General features: G+C 54.5%; 2 pseudogenes. Both read left to right on the top strand.

The window, feature by feature from the left end:
• Positions 1 to 169: pseudogene (locus tag HX773_RS25680) on the top strand (queuine tRNA-ribosyltransferase family protein); the annotation flags it as partial.
• 41 nt (positions 170 to 210) lie between these two features.
• Positions 211 to 319 (top strand): annotated as a pseudogene (locus HX773_RS26100) (preprotein translocase subunit YajC); the annotation flags it as partial.

Below are 319 nucleotides of genomic sequence, written 5' to 3' on the forward strand. Positions count from 1 at the left end.
GGACAAGTGCGGCGAAATGCTGGGGAGTATGTTGAATACCATCCACAATTTGCGCCATTACCAACTGCTTATGGCTGGTTTGCGCGAGGCTATTCAACAGGGTACATTGGCCGCCTTTGTCGATGCCTTCTACGCCAAGCGCGGGCTTCCCGTGCCGCCTTTGGACTGAGTTTTCAGACCTTAGAATCAATTTTGCAACTGGAGTGCTACATGAGCTTTTTCATCTCTTCCGCCCTGGCGGACACCGCTGCACCTGCCGCCGCAGGTCCGATGGGCGGTGGTTTCGAATGGATTTTCCTGGTCGGCTTCCTGGTCATCT

The sequence above is a fragment of the Pantoea sp. B9002 genome, assembly GCF_013385945.1.
Lineage (GTDB): Bacteria > Pseudomonadota > Gammaproteobacteria > Enterobacterales > Enterobacteriaceae > Pantoea.